Source organism: Janthinobacterium sp. GW822-FHT07H11 (assembly GCF_058798615.1).
The window spans coordinates 5,590,393-5,608,082 of record NZ_CM179507.1 but is presented as its reverse complement, the minus strand read 5'-3'; the positions used below and the strand labels follow the sequence as shown (position 1 = coordinate 5,608,082).

17 protein-coding genes and 1 pseudogene are annotated in these 17,690 nt (G+C 63.7%); 7 read left to right on the top strand and 11 right to left on the bottom strand.

The genetic code is table 11. The annotated features are described in order from the left end of the window. Window positions 1-29 precede the first annotated feature (29 nt). From AC3RCJ_RS24740 to AC3RCJ_RS24725, 4 genes are all read right to left on the bottom strand, one after another. Complete coding sequence (locus AC3RCJ_RS24740) at window positions 30-260, bottom strand: DUF6139 family protein (RefSeq protein ID WP_492959515.1); 231 nt, start codon at window positions 258-260, stop codon at window positions 30-32. A 180-nt stretch (window positions 261-440) separates the two neighbouring features. Further along, window positions 441-1,445: a VirK/YbjX family protein gene (locus tag AC3RCJ_RS24735; RefSeq protein WP_492959513.1), complete on the bottom strand. Its 1,005-nt coding sequence runs from the start codon at window positions 1,443-1,445 to the stop codon at window positions 441-443. 49 nt (window positions 1,446-1,494) lie between these two features. Beyond that, window positions 1,495-2,043: an adenine nucleotide alpha hydrolase family protein gene (locus tag AC3RCJ_RS24730; RefSeq protein ID WP_492959511.1), complete on the bottom strand. Its 549-nt coding sequence runs from the start codon at window positions 2,041-2,043 to the stop codon at window positions 1,495-1,497. A 115-nt stretch (window positions 2,044-2,158) separates the two neighbouring features. Further along, window positions 2,159-2,980, bottom strand: a complete 822-nt coding sequence (locus AC3RCJ_RS24725; protein ID WP_492959509.1) for a MipA/OmpV family protein — start codon at window positions 2,978-2,980, stop codon at window positions 2,159-2,161. A 157-nt stretch (window positions 2,981-3,137) separates the two neighbouring features. On the opposite strand from AC3RCJ_RS24725, the gene AC3RCJ_RS24720 reads away from it, so the two are divergent. From AC3RCJ_RS24720 to AC3RCJ_RS24705, 4 genes are all read left to right on the top strand, one after another. After that, window positions 3,138-3,824: a response regulator gene (locus tag AC3RCJ_RS24720; RefSeq protein WP_492959507.1), complete on the top strand. Its 687-nt coding sequence runs from the start codon at window positions 3,138-3,140 to the stop codon at window positions 3,822-3,824. After that, window positions 3,821-5,218, top strand: a complete 1,398-nt coding sequence (locus AC3RCJ_RS24715; RefSeq protein WP_492959505.1) for a sensor histidine kinase — start codon at window positions 3,821-3,823, stop codon at window positions 5,216-5,218. Before AC3RCJ_RS24720 ends, AC3RCJ_RS24715 begins: the two co-directional genes overlap by 4 nt. A gap of 108 nt (window positions 5,219-5,326) precedes the next feature. Continuing rightward, entirely contained in the window at window positions 5,327-6,922 is a 1,596-nt protein-coding gene (locus AC3RCJ_RS24710) for an ATP-binding protein (RefSeq protein ID WP_492959503.1), read from the top strand. Next, window positions 6,909-7,520, top strand: a complete 612-nt coding sequence (locus AC3RCJ_RS24705; protein WP_492959501.1) for a response regulator transcription factor — start codon at window positions 6,909-6,911, stop codon at window positions 7,518-7,520. The genes AC3RCJ_RS24710 and AC3RCJ_RS24705 overlap by 14 nt, the downstream gene beginning before the upstream one ends. Window positions 7,521-7,553: 33 nt before the next feature. On the opposite strand, the gene AC3RCJ_RS24700 is transcribed toward AC3RCJ_RS24705, so the two are convergent. From AC3RCJ_RS24700 to AC3RCJ_RS24690, 3 genes and pseudogenes are all read right to left on the bottom strand, one after another. Further along, window positions 7,554-8,654, bottom strand: a complete 1,101-nt coding sequence (locus tag AC3RCJ_RS24700) for a glycosyltransferase family 9 protein (RefSeq protein ID WP_492959499.1) — start codon at window positions 8,652-8,654, stop codon at window positions 7,554-7,556. Between the two features lie 288 nt (window positions 8,655-8,942). Beyond that, window positions 8,943-10,157 carry an O-antigen ligase family protein gene (locus AC3RCJ_RS24695; protein ID WP_492959497.1) on the bottom strand — a complete coding sequence of 405 codons (1,215 nt, stop codon included), beginning with the start codon at window positions 10,155-10,157 and terminating at the stop codon, window positions 8,943-8,945. Between the two features lie 243 nt (window positions 10,158-10,400). Beyond that, a pseudogene (locus AC3RCJ_RS24690) lies at window positions 10,401-11,639 on the bottom strand (malic enzyme-like NAD(P)-binding protein); the annotation flags it as partial. Between the two features lie 209 nt (window positions 11,640-11,848). Between AC3RCJ_RS24690 and AC3RCJ_RS24685 the strand changes: the two are divergent. The 3 genes from AC3RCJ_RS24685 to AC3RCJ_RS24675 all read left to right on the top strand — a co-directional run bounded on the left by AC3RCJ_RS24685 (window position 11,849) and on the right by AC3RCJ_RS24675 (window position 14,085). Further along, on the top strand, window positions 11,849-12,880 hold the full coding sequence (locus tag AC3RCJ_RS24685) for a LacI family DNA-binding transcriptional regulator (protein WP_492959495.1): 1,032 nt from the start codon (window positions 11,849-11,851) through the stop codon (window positions 12,878-12,880). A 114-nt stretch (window positions 12,881-12,994) separates the two neighbouring features. Further along, the gene (locus AC3RCJ_RS24680; protein WP_492959493.1) at window positions 12,995-13,462 is read left to right on the top strand and encodes a hypothetical protein; all 468 of its coding nucleotides are present in this window, start codon (window positions 12,995-12,997) and stop codon (window positions 13,460-13,462) included. An 83-nt stretch (window positions 13,463-13,545) separates the two neighbouring features. Beyond that, complete coding sequence (locus tag AC3RCJ_RS24675; RefSeq protein ID WP_492959491.1) at window positions 13,546-14,085, top strand: hypothetical protein; 540 nt, start codon at window positions 13,546-13,548, stop codon at window positions 14,083-14,085. On the opposite strand, the gene AC3RCJ_RS24670 is transcribed toward AC3RCJ_RS24675, so the two are convergent. From AC3RCJ_RS24670 to AC3RCJ_RS24655, 4 genes are all read right to left on the bottom strand, one after another. Beyond that, window positions 14,061-14,684, bottom strand: a complete 624-nt coding sequence (locus AC3RCJ_RS24670) for a LysE family translocator (protein ID WP_492959489.1) — start codon at window positions 14,682-14,684, stop codon at window positions 14,061-14,063. The genes AC3RCJ_RS24675 and AC3RCJ_RS24670 overlap by 25 nt on opposite strands. A 79-nt stretch (window positions 14,685-14,763) precedes the next feature. Beyond that, window positions 14,764-15,555 (bottom strand): helix-turn-helix transcriptional regulator, encoded by a 792-nt coding sequence (locus AC3RCJ_RS24665; protein WP_492959488.1) that lies wholly within the window; start codon window positions 15,553-15,555, stop codon window positions 14,764-14,766. A 2-nt stretch (window positions 15,556-15,557) separates the two neighbouring features. Then, on the bottom strand, window positions 15,558-17,021 hold the full coding sequence (gene rng / locus AC3RCJ_RS24660; RefSeq protein ID WP_492959486.1) for a ribonuclease G: 1,464 nt from the start codon (window positions 17,019-17,021) through the stop codon (window positions 15,558-15,560). A gap of 43 nt (window positions 17,022-17,064) precedes the next feature. After that, the gene (locus AC3RCJ_RS24655) at window positions 17,065-17,685 is read right to left on the bottom strand and encodes a Maf family protein (RefSeq protein WP_492959484.1); all 621 of its coding nucleotides are present in this window, start codon (window positions 17,683-17,685) and stop codon (window positions 17,065-17,067) included. Window positions 17,686-17,690: the final 5 nt, after the last annotated feature.

The following is a 17,690-nucleotide window of genomic DNA, read 5'->3' as shown; positions in this document are numbered from 1 at the left end:
CGGAACAGTCTGGTTTGGCTTTTTTACGTTTACATATCTTTCAGGCCCGTGATCGCATAGCCCTTGGCGGCGATTTGCTGATGCGGCTTTTCGATATGGTAGTCGGGCAAGGCCTGGGCATCGTCGGCCACTTCGCTGGCCTGCACTTCCAGTTGCCAGTCGGTATTGGTCACTTCTTCAGGAATGATCTTTCCTTCCGGCACGGCGAGGTAGGAAAAAATGCCGTCGTGTTCGGCCCGGCGGTAGATGTCTACGCGCATGAATGCCTCCTAGTAAGCGTTGGGGGAACCGGCGCGCCAGGAATGCACGCCGATCTTGCTAGCGTAACAGGAATGTGCGGCGCATGGTTTTTGCGCGCGTGCGGGCGGAGAATGGGGGAATGGCGTGGCGGAATGACTGCGGCGCGGGGGCGGGGCGCCTGGTCAATACCAGGGAGACGGTCAGGCTACGGCGGAAAAGTGCTCGTCATCGAATTCGGCCGGATGCTGGGCATCATTGGCGGCCATGGCGATGCCGTGCACGGCGACGTGGACATGGCTGCGATGGGATGCCAGGCCGTCGCGCAGGCTGTCGATCATGTTCAAGGTCAGTTCATGGCGCTTGCGGGCTTCCGAACGTTTTTTGGAAGCGATCTCGTCGAGGACGAGCGCAGGAAGAGTTTCGCACGGCAATTCAAAGTCGCCATCGCTGCGGGCCGTGGCGCCAAGTTCTTGCCACAATGCATTGTAGTCCGCGAGCAGCCGACCATTCTTCTTTGCCGAATGGTGGCCGGCCCGGTTGTCATTGCCGACCAGAAGCATGGTGCGGCAACCGTGCTCGTAAGCCAGCTGGCGTACCAAGCGTATCATCAGGAACTTGGGGCGCATGCCATGCAGGTCGCGCGTGGCTTCGCGCACGCGGCGCAAGCCTTCCTCGCCCTGCGGACCCTGGATGCAGCCGATGCCCACGCCGGCCTCCCTGGGCGCGCGCGTACGGCAGCCGAAGAAGGTGAAGACCACCGTGTAGAGCACATCGTCATCATGGATCAATTGCAAGACCATCTCGCCTTCGCGGTCCATGCGGAACAGCGATGACAGGCGCAGATGGTAGGGCGAACCGGATTTTCCCGGTACCGTGGCGAGTATGACCGGCTGGTGCGCAGCCTGTACCATCAGCTTGCCCCAGCCTTGCTGCAGGATGAAATGATAGTGGTCGACCAGCATGGACACGCGTTGCTGGCAGGACAGGCTTTTGCTCAGGTAGTGCCGGTAGACCTTGTGGACCAGGCGCGGGTAGGCTTGCAACAGGTCGCCGAAGACGGGGTGGGAATTGAGCAACTTGAGCCAGATGCGCGTCTGCCGCTGCTGCAGGCGGGCCCGCAATTGCAGTTTGAACAGCTCGCGCAGGCGGGCAATGCCAGGGGGCATATTGGTGAGACCAGCATGCAGAGTAATTGCTTGTGTCATCAGGCATTTTCCTTGGTGAGTGAGAACGGTGGTGGCTGCGGGCCGTGCTTCAGGGCAGCGGCGGGCAGCTCATGCCATCGGTATTGGCCAGCAGCACGGTGGCGCTACGGCTGGCGCGGGCCAGCTTGCGCGCCAGGGCGTCCGAGAATCGGCTTCGCCAGGAACTGTTTTTAATGGCAGGTAAGACAATTTCATGGCATCCCAGCATTTCGGCCGTGTCGAGTATCGTAAAAATGATTTCGCCGGAAAAAATGTGGGTGGTGAAGGCAATATGCGAACGGCTCAGGTACAAGCCGGCCTCGTGCATGATTTGCTCGGCTGCCAGCGTGAGCGTATTGCCGGCGTCTTCCGCTGCATCTTGCTGCGGCAGGCCAGCGGCAGGGCGTGCCTGCGCTGGCGTCACATGCAGCAGGCTGACACTCACGCATATCCCCCATTCCTGCAGCCGTTTGGCGTAGCGCGCACCGAAGACGATGTCGCTGGCCCGCTTGACCGGCAGCAGGAGCAGCAGCGTATCCTGGCTCCCGGTGCCGTGGGTGGCCGCGGCGCTGTCTGGGGCGCGGTCATGGCGTTGCGGAGCAAGGCGCGAAGCATGCATGGGAGGGACGTCAAGGGAAGGGGAAACGGTGCCATCTTATCGGTGCCCTTTCCCCCTGTAAATTGGCGAAACAGCGTACGGGTTTCCCTTATGCCAGCGCGCGCTTCAAGCTTGCTTAATAGCGGTAGGTGACGTAGATGGCGCCGATCGGGGCCGTCTTGCGCCGCACGATGGGGCTCTTGGCCGCGTCGCCGAGCCGGTGTTCGACGCCCAGCAGGGTATTGACGCCCCAGCGCGCATCGATGCGGTGTTCCCAGTTGACGGTTGCCTGCGCTTCATAAAAGCCGCCCTTGGGCGTGTACTGCTTGAACGAGGTATTGGCCGCCTGCGTGGCCGTGACGCCATACATGGTCTGTACGTACTTGCGTTCGCCCCAGCCCAGCTGTCCGCCGATGCTCACGCTGTCCTGCTGCACGCCCCTGGCGTCGGCCCGGCCATAGACCTGGCCGGTGGCGCCGAAATGCACATTCGCGCCATTCTCGCGATTCGACAGGGGAATATCGCTCGACACGCTCAGCGACAGGCCCGGCAGCGGTGCATAGGCGGCGCTCAGCAGGGCGCTGGCATTGCCCTTGACTTCGCCCATGCCCTTCAGGTAATCGCTGCCGCCCCAGCCGTTGACGCCCTTGCGCTTGTGGTCTTCGCGGTTGCCGCGGTAGCCCAGCGCGGCGCTGTAGCTGAAGGGGCCGGCCTGGCCGCCATAGCCGAGACCGCGCGACGTGCTGACAAAGAAGCCGTTGGCCATGGCGTAATCGAGGATGATCAATGGCGAGGCCGACAGCTTGTCGGACCCGGAGTAGCTGGACACGGCGGCGACGCCGCCGCCGATGGTGAAGACATTGTCGGCGGCCGGTTCGGCGGCGGCCGCCGCCAGCGGGTTCAGGAGCAGGCCGCTGGCGATGGCCAGCGAAGTCAACAGAAAGGTAGGTGCATGCATGAGGGTGTCCGTCAGGTGGAGAACCGAGTCCGGAGTGGCTCGATTGACAGTGCCTAGTATCGGCGCGTGCCATGAAGGAAAAATGAGCCATTCATGAAGATTGCATGAAGAATCGTTCTTTACCTATTCTTCAGCTAGCGGTGGTTTAATACGCTGCATGAAGATACTGCTGATTGAAGACGACATGGACCTGGGCAACGGCGTGCGCATCGCGCTGCGCGACCAGGGCATGCAGGTGGTCTGGGTGCGCAGCCTGGAAGATGCGGCGCGCAGCGTCGAACATGACAGTTGCGAGCTGGTCCTGCTGGACCTGGGCCTGCCCGATGGCGACGGCCTGGACTTGCTGGCACGCCTGCGTGCGGCACGCTTGCCGGTACTTATCCTCAGTGCCCGCGATACGCTCGAGCAGCGCTTGCGCGGCCTCGACGGCGGCGCCGATGACTACCTGGTCAAACCATTCATGCTGGCCGAGCTGCTGTCACGCGTGCGGGCGCTGGCCCGCCGCAGCTATGGCTTCGACGGCGATACCATCGAACTGCGCGGCCTGCTGTTGCAGGTACCCACGCGCCGCGTCAGCGTGCATGGCCGGGCGGTGGAGTTGACGGCCAGCGAATATGCATTGCTGAAAACCTTGCTGATGCGCGCCAACCGCGTCATCACGCGCCGCGTGCTGGAAGAGCATATCCTGCCAGGCGGCTTGGCCAATGCCAGCAATACGCTCGATGTCCACATGGGTAATTTGCGCCGCAAGATAGGCGAAGGCTATATCCGCACCGTGCGCGGGGTCGGCTATGTGATCGACCAGCAGGGCGATGGACCGGCTGCGCCCGGTGCTGGCGCATGATGGGCCGTTTCTGGGCCATGCTGCGCCGGCCCACGCTGGTGCGGCGCCTGATGATGGCGCAAATGCTGATGCTGACGGTGCTGTGGAGCCTGGCTGTCGCCTATGTGCTGGTCGAAGGCGCGGGCGAGGCCAGCAATGTCAGCCGCAGCGCGTTGCGGGCGATTATCAGCGTGGCCGACAACCTGGCCGACGAGCCGCAGCGCCAGCAGGCAAGCTTGCGCGCGATCGACGAAGCCTTGCGCGAGGAGTTTGAAACGGGACAATTGCCGGAGCTGGCGCCGCGCATCCTGGTCTGGCGCCAGGGCACGCTGGTGTACAAGTCGCCCGATGCGCCCAGCGGCATCCGCAGCGCCGGCCCGGAGCAGATGGAGGTGGTGTATATCAAGGGCCAGGCCTGGCGCAGCCGCAGCCTGACCGAAGGCGGCACGCGCGTGACCGTGCTCGAGGCGGGTGGTGCCTGGCAGTTCTTCATCACGATCAATTCACGCGGCTATTACCTGCTGCCACTGTTGATCAGCCTGCCTTTCCTGCTGTTGCCCGCCTGGCTGTCGATCCGATTGGCGATGCGGCCGTGGCGCAAGGTGGCACAGGAAGTGTCCTCGCGCGGTCCGCAGGACTTGCGCCCGCTGACTTTCAAGCCGCCCCATGGCGAGCTGGCCGCGCTGGTCGACAATATCAATGCCTTGCTGCAGCGCGTGGGCGCCAGCGCCGCGCGCGAACGCAGCTTCATCGCCGACGCCACGCATGAGTTGCGCACGCCGCTGGCAGCCATGCGCGTGAATGTGGAAGCGTTGCAGGGCCAGGCCAGCGATCCGCTGCAGCAGGAGTTGCTCGATGGCATATTGAATAGCGGCAACCGCGCGGCGCGCCTGGTCGGGCAGCTGCTGCAACTGACGCGCAGCGAAGTGCAGGCCGAGGCGGGTGAGTCGCCGCATCCGCAGGCACTTGATGCCTTGTTGCAAGACCGGCTGGCCGCATTGTCGGGCCTGGCGCAGGCCGGCGGGATCGAGCTGGAATTGCAGGCCAGCGTGTCGCTGCGCGTGCCGGGCCAGCGCGAGAGCCTGGTGTCGCTGATCGATAACCTGGTGGAAAACGCCATCAAATACAGTCCGCGCGGCGCCAGCGTGACGGTGTCGCTGCATGCGGAACGGGGCCAGGCCGTGCTGCACGTGGCGGACCAGGGGCCCGGCATCGCGCCGGCCCTGTACGAGCGCGTGTTTGACCGCTTTTTCCGCGCGCCGCAGCAGGCGCAGCCCGGTAGCGGCCTGGGCTTGTCCATCGTCGCTTCCGTGGTGCGCCAGCATGGCGGCACGATCCAGCTGCACCGTGCCAGTGGCGGCCAGGGCTTGCTGGTGGAAGTGCGCCTGCCGCTGGCGGCCTCCCCGCCGGGATAGGTTTTCAAGCGGCTGTTGCATGAGGGTAACGCGTGGCTGTAAAGCAATAGACCATGGCGTGGAGCACGTTGGCGATGCATAATGCGAGACAGTCAGAAAACACCGTCCATGCGCCCTATCCTGTCCCGCTATCAGCAATATCCCCTCTTCGTCAGCCTGTACCTGCTGTTCGACTGGGCGACGTACATCGATCCCATGTATGGCTTGAACATTACGCCCTGGAATCCGGACCCCGCGCTGGGCCTGGTTTTTTGGCTGATCTATGGCCGCAAGGCGCTCCTGCCCTGGTTTATCGCGCTGCTGGCGGGCGAAGTGCTGGTGCGCGGCATGCCGGCCGGCCTGCCCTTGACCTTGCTGTGCTCGGCATGGCTGGTGTTCGGTTATGGCTGCATCGGCGCCGCGCTGCAGCGCGGCTTTACCAGCAACAATATTTTCGACAACCGGCAGCGCCTGATCACCTGGGCGGCGATCGTACTGTTTGGCACCATGTTCAATGCACTCGGCTACATTTCGCTGCTGTCGCTGACGGGCCGCATACCGGCCGGCGAATGGGCCACGGCGGTATTGCGTTTCGGCATCGGCGACACGGTGGGCATGGTGGTGTCGATGCCGCTGATCTGGGTGCTGGTCAGTCCGCAAGGGCGTGAACGCCTGCGCCTTGCCGTCTGGCGCTGGGAAACTCTGGCCTATCTGGCGCTGGCCAGCTTTGTCTTGTGGAGCGTGTTCGGTTCCATCGTGCGTTCGGAATACAAGCACTTTTACTTCCTGTTCCTTCCCGTGATCTGGGCGGCATCGCGCCAGGGCCTGCATGGCGCCGTGGTAGCGGTGTTCGTTTTGCAGTTGTGTATCATTACCTTGGTGAAATGGTCGCACGCGGTGAATATCCAGTTTTATGAATTGCAGATGCTCGATGCCGTGCTGGCGCTGGTGGGATTTTTCATCGGCATCGTCGTCGATGAAATGCGTCAGGTCGCCAATGAACTCAAGCATACGATGCGCCTGGCGGCGGCCGGCGAGATGGCCGCCGCGCTGGCGCATGAGCTGAACCAGCCGCTGACGGCCCTGTCGACCTACGGCAAGGCGTGCGAATACCTGCTCGAGCGGGGCGAGAATGGTGCCTTGCTGCAAAGCGCCGTCGGCCATATGATCGTCGAATCGGGACGCGCGGCGGAGGTCGTGCGCCGCTTGCGCGACTTTTTCCGTACCGGCGCGATGCAGCTGGAAGCGGTGGAGGCCGGTGCCTTGATCGCGGGCATGGCCCGTCAGTTCGCGCCGCTGTTTCATGAACATGGCATCGAGCTGGTGCTGGCGCCGCCGTTGCCGCTGGCCGTGAACGCGGACCGGCTGCAAATCGAACTGGTGCTGCGCAACCTGCTGGCCAATGCGCAGGATGCGGTGCTGGTGCAGCCGCGCGGGCAGCGCCGCATTACGCTGTCGGCCGAACGGCTGGAGGGCGGCCGCCTGCGCCTGTCAGTCGAAGATAGCGGGCCGGGCATTTCGAATAGCCTGGCGGCGCGCCTGTTCGAGCCCTTCGTCTCGTCCAAGGCCAGCGGCCTGGGACTGGGGCTGGTGCTGAGCCGTGCCATCGTCGAAGCGCACGGCGGCCAGCTGTGGGCCGAGGTCGGCACGCATGGTATTTTTCGTTTTGTCTTGCCGCTGGCGCGCGCCGGCGCGCCATCCTCAGGAGCCAATGGTGACCAGTAACCTGACCGTGTTTATCGTCGACGACGACCCTGCCGTGCGCGATGCGCTGGGCTTGCTGTTGGGCGTGCGCGGATATCGTACGGCGCTGTTTTCCTGTGGCGAAGATTTCCTGCACAGCTGGCGGCGCGAGTGGTCCGGCTGCCTGCTGATCGATATCCGCATGTCGGGCATGGACGGCTTGAGCCTGCAGCGCCGCCTGCTGGAACTGGAGTGCATGCTGCCCGTCATTATCATCACGGGCCATGGCGACGTGGCGCTGGCGCGCCAGGCATTCAAGGCCCAGGCCAGCGATTTCCTGGAAAAACCGTTCGACCATGACAAGCTGCTGGCGGCCATCGATGAAGCGTTTTCGCGTGAAACGGCCACGCGCGGCCAGTTACGCCGGCAGCAAGAAGGGCAAACCCTGCTGCGCGCGCTGACGCCACGCGAGCGGGAAGTGATGCAACTGGTGGTCACGGGCCAGCACAACCGCGACATCGCGCCGGCGCTGGGTATTTCCGTGCGCACGGTGGAAGTGCACAAGGCCCGCCTGATGGACAAGCTGGGTGTCGATAACGTTGCCGACCTGGTGCGTATCAGCATGCAGGGCGCTGGTTAAGCAAGCCTCGAAATTTATTGTGAAGTTGGCAATTTATTGGATTGCCTGCAATACCTGCCCGACTGAAATCGCCTTCACCCAGTCGTTGCGCCGCGCCACCGTGATGACGGTGCTGTTGGCGCTGTCGAACGGTGCCCATTCCGGGTTTTTCTTGCGCATCAGCGCGACCACGGGCACATGCACGGCGTTCGCCAGGTGCATGATCGACGTTTCCACCGAAATAATCAGGTCGCATTGCGCCAGCATGGCCGGCAGCTGGAAAAAGTTGTCGACGGCACTGAACGCCTGCGTGCGGGGTACGCCATGCGCCTGTACCACGGCATTCACCTTCGCCAGCTCCTGCGGCATGGCATTGATCAGGAAACAGGCGTGTGCCCATTGCGGTTGCTTTTGCATGCGCGCAATCAGCTCGGCAATGCGCTCCAGGGGCCAGCCGCGCTTGTGCGACTTGGCAAACGGATTCAACAGCACGAGGGGACCCTGGCGCGCGGCGAAGCCCCAGGCCGCCAATTGCGCCTGGGCCTGCGCCAGGGCGGCCTCGGGAATGTGCACGAACGGGTAGCGCTCGGCGACGGGAATGTCGAGTCCCGTCAGTTGATGGAACCAGTCCGCATACACGCTGCTGATGTGATGTTCGCCCACATCGTTGCCCGCATAATCGAGCAGCAGGGCATCGAGCTTGCGGTAGGCCAGCGAATGCCAGGGACGCAGCGGACTGAAGGGTTTGCGCGTACCGATCACCAGCCCGTCCTGGCTGATCTCGCGGGCCAGGCTGGCATAGCGGTGCGGGCGGATATGCGCGAGCGAGACGACGACCGGATAATGCTGTGCCTGTGCTTCGCGCAGTGACTCCTGGTATAGCGCCGGACTGTAGGTCTTGCGGTAGACCTTGGCAAACAGGCCCGATTGCTCGACCCAGTCATACAGCGAATAGGTGCGCAGGCCTTCCCATTGGGTGGCGTCGGCAGTGCGCCGGACTTCATCGACCCACAGGTGGATTTCAAGATGCGGATAGGCCGCGGCAAAGGCGCGGAAACCGTTTTGCATGTAGGTGAAATCACCGAGCGCCAGATGGGCGATGAAGAGAATTTTGTCCGATTTTTGAAGGAGATCGGCGGGAATCAAGGGCGTCATGTATCAGTACGGTTTCAGGTATTCATTCGATGGTGTCAAACCAGATGTCGGGAAAATGACGGGCGGCGCAGCGTTGCGCGCGCCGTGCACAGCACCAATTGCCGGTGACTGGCGGTTCGCATAATTTTCCCCTGTGACAATACCACGATACGGTCTGCCTGCTCAATTGCTGATAGCCAATGAGCAATAAATAAATGGCATTCCTGCGGCGGCCGCGGCCCTGGAGCGGGACGGGGCAGGCAGCAGCGGGCAGGCGGGTGCGTCAGGCGGCGCGGGCGGCGGCCCGGCTCAGCCCATGCGTTGCTGGTGGCGCAGCATGGCCCACAGCATGATCATCGGAAAGACCAGCATGATGATGCCGATATTCAGGGTCAGCGAACTGGTCGTCAGGCCGAAGATCGGATAGCAGGTGCAAAGCACCACGCCGCCCAGCGCGTATGGACGGCTGGCGGCGGTGCCGTTGCGCAGGGCCCGGGCAAACAGGCGCAGCGGCACGAAGAACAGTGCCAGCAGCATGGCCAGTCCGATCAGGCCCCGCTTGACCAGGGCATCGAGGTAGTCGTTATGGGCATTGGTGTGTTTTTGAATCATTTTGTTCATCTTGCCTTCGTCCGCCAGCTCTTGTTTGGCCGCCATATAGCCTTCGCGCCCCAGACCCAGCCAGATGTGCCGCGTGGACAAGGTCAAGGCCGTACGCCACATTTCGATGCGCTGGCCGATGGAGGTGGTGACATTCTCGCTGTCGTTAAATTTCTGCAGGTCGTCGACGGCGATTTCCACCCGTTCGCGCACGGGGGAGTCGGGCAAGGTGTAGGCCAGCGCGGAGACGGCCACGAATGCCGCCAGCACGGCGGCCAGCAGATGCCTGGTGCGTCCCTGCGACGAGTAGTGGCAGGCCAGCAGGCAGCCGCAGACGGGCAGCACCACCCAGCCGCCGCGGCTGCCGCTGATGACGGAGCCCAGCACGCCGGCCACGGCGCCAGCCAGCAGCAGCAGCGTCCATGCGCGGGGGTGGCGTTGCTCGCGTGCCCAGCCCAGGCCGCACAGGGCCAACATGCCGAGCAAGATGCTGACATTGCCATAGTGAATGGCATTGCTGGTGGCCGCCTGCGGACGTTCCATCTGCAGCACGTGGAGTTGCCACATGGCCAGAGCGGCACCGCTGATGGCGCCGATGGGCAAGCCGGCCCACCAGGCAGCCGCGCGTGGCGGGTAGGCGAGCAGCAGCAGCAGTACCGGCACGGCCAGCAGCGCGCGCAGCGGCATGTCGAGTTCGCGCATGGGGTCGGCGTGGTACAGCATATTGGCGGTGTACACGATGAAATACAGCAGCAAGGTAGCGATGAGCAGATAGTCCTGGCGCCGCAGGTCCAGGCGCGGGCGTTTCCAGAGCAAACAGGTGCTGGCGAGCAGGAGTGTCAGGGCACCGAGCGAATAGCCGCTGTTGACGGCCAATGCCAATGCTGAAAAAAGAAAAACACAAACCGAGGTCAAGCCGAGCATGAATATCCTTGCGAACGCGTGTCGTCGCCATCATGGCAGCAACATAAAGTAGCGCCATTGTAATCGAAGGCTAGCGTAAAAAAGCCCTCCTGGAATTGATATTTATGCAACGCAATGGCCGCGCTCAAGGGCTGGAAAGAAAAAACCATGGTTTTTAGCCATGGTTTTTTTGTAAGCAATGGTAACTTGCCGACGTTTGCTAGGGCAAGCGCCTGCTTGCCCGGGGCATCAGGCGGCCGGGATGCGCGTGGCCACGCCGGTAGCGATGGCTGCCTGGGCGACGGCGGGAGCGACCCAGCTGCGCAGGCGTTCGTCGAATGGCGATGGGATCAGTTGCAGCGGCGTCAGCGCGCTGGTTTCGTGGCCTGGCAATGGCTCCTTGGCCAGCGCGGCGATGGCGCGCACGCAGGCCAGCTTCATTTCCTCATTGATCGTGGTGGCGCCCACGTCGAGCGCGCCGCGGAAGATGTAGGGGAAGCACAGCACGTTGTTGATCTGGTTCGGGTAGTCCGAGCGGCCGGTGGCGACGATGGCGTCGTCGCGCACGGCATGCACTTTTTCCGGGGCGATTTCCGGGTGCGGATTGGCCAGGGCAAAGATCAGCGGCTTGGCGGCCATCGATTCGACCATCTGCGCGCTGACCACGCCGCCCTTCGACACGCCGATGAAGATGTCGGCGCCGAGCATGGCGTCGGCCAGGTCGCGGTCGCTGGTGTCGTTGGCGTAGCGCGCCTTGTTCTCTTCCATGTTGGCATCGCGGCCCGGGTAGATCACGCCCTGGCTGTCGCACACTTTCAGCAGCGACTTGTCGAGGCCCAGCGAGACGAGCAGGTCCAGGCAGGCGATCGAGGCCGCGCCTGCGCCCGAGACGGCGACCTTGACCTTGCCGATGTCCTTGCCCACCAGCTCCAGGCCATTCAGGATGCCGGCCGCGACGATGATGGCGGTGCCATGCTGGTCGTCATGGAAGACGGGAATATTCATGCGCTTGCGCAATTGCTGTTCGATATAGAAGCAGTCGGGCGCCTTGATGTCTTCCAGGTTGATGCCGCCAAAGGTCGGCTCCATGCGCACCACGGTGTCGATGAACAGGTCGGGATCGTTCTCGGCCAGTTCGATGTCGAACACGTCGACGTCGGCGAATTGCTTGAACAGGCAAGCCTTGCCTTCCATCACGGGCTTGCTGGCCAGCGGGCCGATGTCGCCCAGGCCCAGCACGGCCGTGCCATTGGTGATCACGGCCACCAGGTTGCTGCGCGAGGTGTAGGTGCCGGCCGTGCGCGGATCTTCCACGATGGCTTCACAGGCGAAGGCCACGCCCGGCGAGTACGCCAGGGTCAGGGCGCGGGCGTCGCCCAGCGGTTTTGTTGGCGTGACGGAAATCTTGCCTGCGCGCGGTTGCGCGTGATAGGCGAGGGCGGCTTCTTTCAGGTTGAAGGTTTCGCCGTTCTGTTCGGCGTGCTTGCTGTGGGAAGTAGACATAGGAATTCTTGAGGGAGGGCCGGCATGGCCCGAGTGGTCAATCCGGGCCATGTTATGCAAGCGTTTGCACGCTGTCAAGGCTCGTTTGAAGGGAAGTCGATCAAAACCGCTTTGGGCAACGGCTTTATTTCAATGCAAGCGTTTGCTCGGTTTTTGACGGCAGGGGGAATTTTTGCGATAAAATCACTGTATTGCGATCCGGGAAGCCCATGACAAACAAGAACCCCACCTTAAGCGACGTTGCGCGGGCCAGCGGCGTGCATTTTTCTACCGTATCGCGCGTGATGAATCCGCAAACGCGGCAGATGGTCAGCGCCGAGGTGGCCGCGCGCGTGCTGGCCGAGGCGGGCCGGCTCGGCTACCGGCCGAACCGGGCCGCCTCCACGCTTGTCACGCGCAAGTCGCGCATCATCGGCGTGGTCTTGCCCGACATTACCAATGCCGTCTTCCCGCCCATCCTGCTGGGCATCGAGGAAGGCTTGCGCAAGCATGGCTACCTGGCCATCGTCGCCAACGTGGGGGCCGACGAGGAAGAGCAGCTGTTCGTCATCAACCGCCTGCTGGGGCAGCAGGTCGATGGCCTGATCCTGGCCACGGCGCGGCGCCACGATCCCGTCATCAAGATGTGCATCGACCAGAACGTGCCCGTGGTGACCGTCAACCGCAGCGACGAGACGGGCGTGGCTTCCTGCGTCGTCAGCGACGACGTGGTCGGCATGCGCCTGGCCGTCGAACACCTGCTGGCCCAGGGCCACCGTCATATCGCGCACATCGCCGGCCCGGAAAACCTGTCCACGGGCCACGTGCGCCGTCTCGGTTTCCTGGCCGCCATCCAGGCCAGCGAACTCGATCCCTCGCAGGCGTTCGTCTTCGAAAGCAGCGGCTACTCGCGCGAATGCGGCAAGGCGGCCCTGCTGGAATTGCTGCGCCAGTCGCCGCGGACGACGGCCGTGGTGGCCGGCAGCGACCTGGTGGCCATCGGCTGCTATGACGCCATCCGCGAACTGGGCCTGAGCTGCCCCGAAGATATTTCGGTGGTCGGCCACAACGACATGCCGTATATGGACATGATCCGCCCGCCGCTGACCACCATCCGCATCCGCCACCATGGCATCGGCGCGGAGGCGGCGCGCCTGATCCTGCAAACCATCGAATCGCCCGATGCCTCCGTGCTGGACGTGCGCCTGAAACCGGAACTGGTGGTGCGCGAATCGACGGCGCCACCGCGTGCTTGCCGCTGATTGCCCTTCTTTTGTTGGAGTATGTTTAAATCTTGATATTGATAATAATCAAGACAATGCCATGCAGATGACAGGCAAGCAACGAGGGCGGCGTTCGCCCCGGTGGGGCAGCTGATGCCGAAGAACTTCGGCATGCCCGGCAATGCCTGGCGCTATGCGCTGGGCAGCGACTATGGCTATTGTTCGCCGTTGCTCGAGGGCATAGACTTTGAAAATGACTGGGTCATCATCCGCGAGTCGGCCATCCGCATCCGCGCCGGCTACGCCTGGGACGGCTGTTCGCCGTGTGTCAGCATTTTTGGCCTGTTTTATGTGGGCACGCCCGATGGCGCGCAGCACCTGGGCTTGCCTGCGACCTATCATGCCAGCCTCGTGCATGACGTGCTGTGCCAGTGGCGTGCCCAAATTCCCGTTACCCGCGCCCAGTCGATCGCCATCTTCCGTCAATTGATGCAGGAGGTGCGCTTCCCGTTGGCGGGCCTGTATGCGGGCGCCGTGTTCCTGTTCGGGCCGCGGCGCGCTTTCATGCCACCCGGCGCGCGCGCCGCGGCCCTTGCGCCATCGCGTTCCCGCCCGACATAGCAGGAAAGCGCCGGCAAGGCATGCCGGCGCTGTCGCAAGGTGTTAAACTGGCGCCCCTCATCGTTCTCTTGCCCTCTATCGCCATGACCAAAACCAACACGCCATCCCCCAAACGCCGCGAAGAGGGCGTCGCCAAGCTGACCGTCAATCCCTTCCTCGACGCCGAGTTTTATGCGCGCATGCGCGACTACACGGAGCGCGATGCGGCCATCATCAAGGAACTGAAGGCGATCGCCGAGATCCGCGCCGGCAACAAGCAGCCTGATCCGCGCCTGGCGCCGTCGCTGGACGCCCTGCGCAGCACCGTCAAGAAAGGTTTGACCTTTGGCGAAATGCTCGAGCGCATGGCCGCCGGCAAGGAAAAAGGCCTGTGGGAACCATGGATGACGACCTTCGGCATCGAGATCCGCGCCGTCAACTACGGCGCCGGCCCGCGCAACGCCTGCCTGGTGCTGGACCTGGCCGCCAACGCGCCCGCGCACGCCATGTTCGCCAAGGCCGGTATCCAGAACTGGCGCAGCCTGGCGGCAGACGACTGCTCCGTCGTGCGCTCGGAAAAAGCCACGGAAACCACGCCGCTGAAAGTGTATGCCGTGTTTTACCTGGATCCGCTGCCGGCCTGAACCAGCAGCACCAGCGCCAGCACGATCAGCACCACGCCCGACAGCCGTTCCAGTGACGGCAGCGCGCGCGCAAAGCGTTGCCGCAGGGCGCTGCTGCCGATGGCCAGCGCCACCGTCATATCCCACGCCAGCACGGCAAAGACCATCCACGCGCCATACGCCGCCATCGCAGCGGGACTCGTCTGCCTGCTGGCCAGCACGGCGGCCAGGCTGACATAGAACAGCGCATTCTTCGGGTTCAGGATGGCGGAGGCAAACCCCATCACGATACCGCCGCGCCAGCGCGCCTTGCCGGTGGCGGGCACCGCTTCCAGGCTGCTCCTGCCGGCATGGCGCAGGAACAGCCAGCCCAGATACAGCAGATAGGCACAGCCTGCCAGCCGCACCACCATGAATGCCGTACTGTCCGCCCGCAGCACCGATAGTCCGCCAAACGCCGCGCCGATGAACACCGCATTGGCCATGGTGATGCCCACGCATGTGCCGGCGGCGCCGCGCCAGCCGTGGGCCAGCGAGGTGCGCGCGATCAGGAAAAAATCGGGACCGGGCGACAGCAGGGAAAGAAAGTGGGCGGCGGCGATGAAGAGAAAATCCTGCATGTAAGTCGGCTCCGGCAATGGCGATGCGCGAGTATGCAGGGCTTGGCGGCAGCCTGTATTGAAGAAAATTGCAGGCGTTCTAGCCGCCTTGGCCGCGATAGCGCCCCGGCGTGATGGCCGTATGCGCCTTGAAGACGCGCTGCAGATGGCTCTGGTCGGCAAAACCCAGTTCGCAAGCGATGTCCGCCAGTGCGTTACCTGCCTGCACGCCGTCGCGCGCGCGATTGACGCTCAGATTCAGCTGGTAGGCATGCGGCGTCATGCCGGTGGCGGCGCGGAAGGCGCGGATCAATTGGTAGCGGCTCATGCCAGCCAGTCGTGCCAGGTGTTCAAGGCTGGCCAGCGGCTGTCCTTGCAGGGCGTCCAGCGCCGGGCGCAGCTGCGCGGGGATGCGGGCCGCGCGCGAGGGCAAGGAGGTCGCTCCGCCAGCGCCGGCGCAGGCATGCAGGAAGGCCAGCAGCGCGGCTTGCTTCTCGGCCGGGAGCGCGGGCGAGAACAGCCGCGCATTCATGGCGCAGAACTGCGCGTACAGGGCAGGATCGTGCAGCACGCTGGCGCTGTCTGTGCAAAGCGGGGGGATATTCGTCCGTAGCCATTGCGCATCGAGATGCAGCATCTGATAGCTCCAGGTCGCCTCAGGCAGGGGATTGCAGGCGTGCACGCAGCCGGCCGGCACCAGCACCAGGCTGCCTGGGCGCAGCGCGCTCTGGCGTCCATGGCTGCCCGTAAACACGCTGCTGCCCGCATCGACGGCGCCGATGGAAAACGTGGGATGGCTATGGGGCTTGTAGCAAGCCCGGCTGTGACAGGCGCGCCGGCTCTCCACGTGAGGGAGAAGCGGGTCGCGCCAGAAGGCGGTGCTGCCCGGCATGGCTACATCAGAATCACGTCGTACTGCTCCTGGTGGTAAGCATTCTCCACCTGCAGCGAGATTTTCTTGCCGATGAAGTCACCGAGCATGGCCAGGTGCTGCGACTCCTCTTCGAGGAAAAGATCAACGACTTCCTGCGAGGCGAGAATGCGGAATTCGCGCGGGTTGAACTGTTTTGCCTCGCGCAGCAGTTCGCGCAGGATTTCATAGCAGATCGTGCGCGACGTCTTGACTTGTCCCTTGCCGGCGCAGGCGGGGCACGGTTCGCACAGGATGTGGGCCAGCGATTCGCGCGTGCGCTTGCGCGTCATTTCCACCAGGCCCAGCGGCGAGAAATTGCTCACCGACACCTTGGTGCGGTCGCGCGACAGGGTGCGTTTCAGTTCGGCCAGCACGGCGTTGCGGTGCTCGGCGTTGTCCATGTCGATGAAGTCGAGGATGATGATGCCGCCCAGGTTGCGCAGGCGCAGCTGGCGCGCGATGGCGTGCGCCGCTTCCAGGTTGGTCTTGAAGATGGTGTCGGCGAAATTGCGCCCGCCGACAAAGCCGCCCGTGTTGACGTCGATGGTGGTCATCGCTTCCGTCTGGTCGACGATCAGGTAGCCGCCTGATTTCAGGTCGACCCGGCGCCCCAGCGCGCGCAGGATTTCCTCTTCCACGCCATATAAATCGAACAGGGGGCGCTCGCCCGTGTAGTGCTGCAATCGCGTCAATTCGCTGGGCGTGTAGATTTCGGCGAATTCGCGCAGTTTCACGTAGTTTTCGCGCGAGTCGACCTGGATGGTGGCCGTTTCATCGCCGACGAAGTCGCGCAGCACGCGCTGCGCCAGGCTCAAGTCCTGGTGCAGCAGGCTGGTGGCGGGACGCGTGCGCGCGCCGTGCGTGATCGTGCTCCAGGTCTTGCGCAGGTAGTCGACGTCGGCTTTCAGGTCCGCGTCGGACGCGTCCTCGGCCATGGTGCGCACGATGTAGCCGCCTTTTTCGTCGGCTGGCAGCAGGCTTTGCAGGCGCGTGCGCAGCAGTTCGCGTTCCGCTTCCTTTTCGATTTTCTGCGAGATGCCGATGTGCTTGTCTTGCGGCAGATAGACCAGCATGCGCCCGGCGATGGAAATCTGCGTCGACAGGCGCGCGCCCTTGGTGCCGATCGGGTCCTTGATCACCTGTACCGTCAGCACCTGGCCGTCGAAGAGGATTTTTTCTATCGGCGCCGGCGTGGCGTTCTGGCCGTCGTGGCCGCGCGCTTCCCAGATGTCGGCCACGTGCAGGAAGGCGGCGCGCTCGAGGCCGATGTCGATGAAGGCCGACTGCATGCCCGGCAACACCCGCACCACCTTGCCGGAATACACATTGCCGGCCAGGCCGCGCGTGAGCGTGCGCTCGATGTGCAATTCCTGCACGGCGCCCTGCAGGATGAGGGCGACGCGGGTTTCTTGCGGCGTGATATTGATCAGGATGTCTTCGTTCATGGGGGCGCGGGAGTGGAGGCAACGAATGACATCATACCCGGGATCAGGGCAGGGGCAAACCTGCCAGCCGTAGCAACTGTGCGGTTTCGTACAGGGGCAGGCCCATGATGCCGGAATGGCTGCCGTCGATATGCTCGACGAACAGCGCGGCGCTGCCCTGGATGCCGTAGCCGCCGGCCTTGTCGTACGGTTCCGGCGTGGCGCAATAGGCGGCGATCGAGGCGGGCGAGAGCACGCCGAAGCGCACTTGCGACACCTGCGTGCGCTGTTCGGCGAAATCCTTGTAGTGCACGGCGATCGAGGTCAGCACCTCGTGCGTGCGGCCCGACAGCTGCTGCAGCATGGCCACGGCCTCGAGGCGGTCGGCCGGTTTGCCGAGGATGACGCCATCGATGGTGACGGTGGTGTCGGCCGCCAGCACGGGGCGCGGGGTCAGGTGGCGGCGGCGCACCAGGTCCCAGGCGAAGGCGGCTTTTTCATTCGACACGCGGGCGACATAGTCGAGCGCCGATTCGCCGGGCAGGACTTCCTCGGTGACGTCGGCGCCGCGCGGGCCGTCGCTGCGCAGCAGCAGCAATTCGAAATCGATGCCGATCTGGCGCAGCAGTTCGCGCCGGCGCGGGCTTTTGGAGGCGAGGTAGATCTTGTGATCAGCCGTTTTCATGGGGG

Excerpts from the sequence above, each read along its gene's own strand:
- AC3RCJ_RS24720 (WP_492959507.1), top strand. The coding sequence starts at position 3,138 with ATGAAGATACTGCTGATTGAAGACGACATGGACCTGGGCAACGGCGTG.
- AC3RCJ_RS24715 (WP_492959505.1), top strand. The coding sequence starts at position 3,821 with ATGATGGGCCGTTTCTGGGCCATGCTGCGCCGGCCCACGCTGGTGCGG.
- AC3RCJ_RS24735 (WP_492959513.1), bottom strand. The coding sequence starts at position 1,445 with ATGACACAAGCAATTACTCTGCATGCTGGTCTCACCAATATGCCCCCT.
- AC3RCJ_RS24740 (WP_492959515.1), bottom strand. The coding sequence starts at position 260 with ATGCGCGTAGACATCTACCGCCGGGCCGAACACGACGGCATTTTTTCC.
- AC3RCJ_RS24725 (WP_492959509.1), bottom strand. The coding sequence starts at position 2,980 with ATGCATGCACCTACCTTTCTGTTGACTTCGCTGGCCATCGCCAGCGGC.
- AC3RCJ_RS24695 (WP_492959497.1), bottom strand. The coding sequence starts at position 10,157 with ATGCTCGGCTTGACCTCGGTTTGTGTTTTTCTTTTTTCAGCATTGGCA.
- AC3RCJ_RS24675 (WP_492959491.1), top strand. The coding sequence starts at position 13,546 with ATGACCAAAACCAACACGCCATCCCCCAAACGCCGCGAAGAGGGCGTC.
- AC3RCJ_RS24670 (WP_492959489.1), bottom strand. The coding sequence starts at position 14,684 with ATGCAGGATTTTCTCTTCATCGCCGCCGCCCACTTTCTTTCCCTGCTG.
- AC3RCJ_RS24655 (WP_492959484.1), bottom strand. The coding sequence starts at position 17,685 with ATGAAAACGGCTGATCACAAGATCTACCTCGCCTCCAAAAGCCCGCGC.
- AC3RCJ_RS24700 (WP_492959499.1), bottom strand. The coding sequence starts at position 8,654 with ATGACGCCCTTGATTCCCGCCGATCTCCTTCAAAAATCGGACAAAATT.
- AC3RCJ_RS24730 (WP_492959511.1), bottom strand. The coding sequence starts at position 2,043 with ATGCATGCTTCGCGCCTTGCTCCGCAACGCCATGACCGCGCCCCAGAC.
- AC3RCJ_RS24665 (WP_492959488.1), bottom strand. The coding sequence starts at position 15,555 with ATGCCGGGCAGCACCGCCTTCTGGCGCGACCCGCTTCTCCCTCACGTG.
- AC3RCJ_RS24680 (WP_492959493.1), top strand. The coding sequence starts at position 12,995 with ATGCCGAAGAACTTCGGCATGCCCGGCAATGCCTGGCGCTATGCGCTG.
- rng (WP_492959486.1), bottom strand. The coding sequence starts at position 17,021 with ATGAACGAAGACATCCTGATCAATATCACGCCGCAAGAAACCCGCGTC.
- AC3RCJ_RS24705 (WP_492959501.1), top strand. The coding sequence starts at position 6,909 with ATGGTGACCAGTAACCTGACCGTGTTTATCGTCGACGACGACCCTGCC.
- AC3RCJ_RS24710 (WP_492959503.1), top strand. The coding sequence starts at position 5,327 with ATGCGCCCTATCCTGTCCCGCTATCAGCAATATCCCCTCTTCGTCAGC.
- AC3RCJ_RS24685 (WP_492959495.1), top strand. The coding sequence starts at position 11,849 with ATGACAAACAAGAACCCCACCTTAAGCGACGTTGCGCGGGCCAGCGGC.